This window comes from Shewanella sp. 5S214 (genome assembly GCF_041439795.1).
Lineage (GTDB): Bacteria > Pseudomonadota > Gammaproteobacteria > Enterobacterales > Shewanellaceae > Shewanella > Shewanella vesiculosa.
Map to the genome: position 1 here is coordinate 1 of NZ_JBGOOV010000063.1, position 2,487 is coordinate 2,487.

The window sequence follows — 2,487 nt, forward strand, 5'->3', positions numbered from 1 at the left end:
CCGTGTCAGTGGATGCGCATTATAGGCACCACAAGATTTTGTGCAAGGCCTTTTTTGTCATATTTATGAATTAATTTTTATACTTAACTTAGCACCAGCTTAAGAACATCTTACTCACAGATTTATCCACAATTAAGAGGCTGTAAGCATTAAAATATCCAAAGCAGCAAAGTGACTTGAATAGTAAAATCCTATGTAGAGCACGATTAAAAGTATCATTTATTTATATCCATGCTTAATGAGTAGAGTGCCATTGGTCGAAAAACAAGAACTCTCACCCATGTTAATAGCTTAATGGCCCTTAGTTAGGTTAAGCGGCCTATATTGATAGTATGTAAAACTGAGCTTATTTAAGTAGACTTGATTACATGCGACTGTATATAGGCTAACTGTGAGTTTTACGAGTTGATCTTGGATGCGTGCAGTGACACTTAACGTGCTCTTAGAAGATTGAGGAATCATCCTATGGGTAAACTCTGCCTTAAACAGCGAAGGGATATTGATATAACGTTACTCAATATAAGTAACAAGTTTTAGAATCGGTCTTATTAATGACGAATAGGAACCATAACTGAATATTTGAATAGACTTGCTGCATATTTAAAACGAGTCACTTTAAAGGATGCAGATATAGATGACTATGGATTTGAACAAAGCGATGATCAATCTTGATATATTGATTGTCGCTTCACCAAATTGTATAACAATCTTTGTATCGTTTACTTAAGTGATTGCATTGATAGAATCCACACAAAAATACTATGGCACAGCCAAGCTTAGTTTGAAGAGGTGGCGTTTATCATAATAGTTTTTAGTGCGTAATTTACATTATCGCGCATCATTCTAACTTGCCATAATGTTGCTATCTACTATCGCCTGCTTGAATACGATGAGTTTACCTATCGATAGCTTAGTAAGACTAAGGAGCTAAACAATTATTACGGGTAGCAGATGACTAATAGGCAAATATGATGGCTGATTTAATCAACACATCTAAGACGATACTGTGTAAAGAATTGAATTCACTGCGGCTTAGATAGGTAAGTGATACTTAGATATAGTGGGCTAGCTGATCAGTCCTACTTCAATTTAATCGCTATTGATTTGTAGGCAAGAATGAGATAAATAACATCAGAAACCTATTAATTAAATGAAACCTGGAACATCAAGGTTAACGGCGAAGGTTAGCAACGAACAATGTCAAATCAACAGCATGTCACTATAGACCAGCTGTATGAGTAAATAGTTACTAGGCTTTAATAAGAGATAATATAAAACCATAAATAACAGGCTAAAAACTACTAGTGACGACGAGCATCTAAGCTGATGTTCTAATACCTTATCTTACTAGCTTTGTTTAATAAACGCAGGACCTTCATCCATCCTCGCCCCGGCTCTTATTAAAGCTTGTTACTCATGGTGACATAAACGATACGAGTGTCATATTTGATTATATAGCTCAAGTACTTTGAGTACTCAAACTGCAGCCATAAAAACCACTGCATTATAACCCGCTGTGTCACGACGCCCTCACGTTAATTAGATGCCTGGAAATAATCAGCTATCTCAGGGTTATCGACCATAGATTTTTATTGATCATGTGCGATCATTGTTTTCAGGCGAAAAATGACAAGCATTAAACGCATCTTCAATTTCTCAGGGCTTCACATCAATTAAGCGTATAAAACAACCTCCTCTGGCATAGATATATAAACCTACTATTATGTAATATTATCAACGAGCATGCCCTCAAATTTTGGACACAAAACAGCCGCAACAAAATAGTGGCCTATCTCGCGACGATTTCAAGTCAACCAGGTGCCTAAAAATAACTTACTCTCGCATGGGCATATCATTCACACGAGTTAATGGCTCATGTTCGAGAACGGTTTTCTAGCACAAAACAAAAAGGCCACCCGATTAAGGTGACCTTGCAGTATTATTTAGCGCCGGGAAAACAACCGACTCTGGCATGGGCATATCATTCACACTGGCTAATGATTCGTATTGAGAAAGACTTTAGGCACAAAACAAAAAGCTCACCCGATTAAGGTGGCCTTGCAGTATTATTTAGCGCCGGAAAAACAACCGACTTTGGCATGGGCATAGATTCGTATTGAGAACGCCTTCAGGCACAAAACAAAAAGGCCACTCGGTTAGAGTGGCCTTGCTGTAGTATTTAGCGCCTGGAAATGACCTACTCTCGCATGGGGAGACCCCACACTACCATCGGCGATACTGTGTTTCACTTCTGAGTTCGGAATGGGATCAGGTGGTGCCACAGCTCTATGGTTTCCAGACAAACTCTTTTCTAGGACATTACACTAGATAATTCTTGGTGCTGATACCCAGAATCGAACTGGGGACCTCATCCTTACCAAGGATGCGCTCTACCAACTGAGCCATATCAGCAAATTACTTCTTGGAACATACTCTTTCGTAAAAGAGAAATTAGGCGCCTGGAAATGACCTACTCTCGCATGGGGA

1 tRNA gene and 1 rRNA gene are annotated in these 2,487 nt (G+C 38.8%); both read right to left on the bottom strand.

The window, feature by feature from the left end:
• Nucleotides 1-2,184: 2,184 nt before the first annotated feature.
• Nucleotides 2,185-2,300, bottom strand: a 5S ribosomal RNA gene (gene rrf, locus ACED29_RS20995).
• A 36-nt stretch (nt 2,301-2,336) separates the two neighbouring features.
• A tRNA-Thr gene (locus ACED29_RS21000) sits at nt 2,337-2,412 on the bottom strand.
• Nucleotides 2,413-2,487 lie beyond the last annotated feature (75 nt).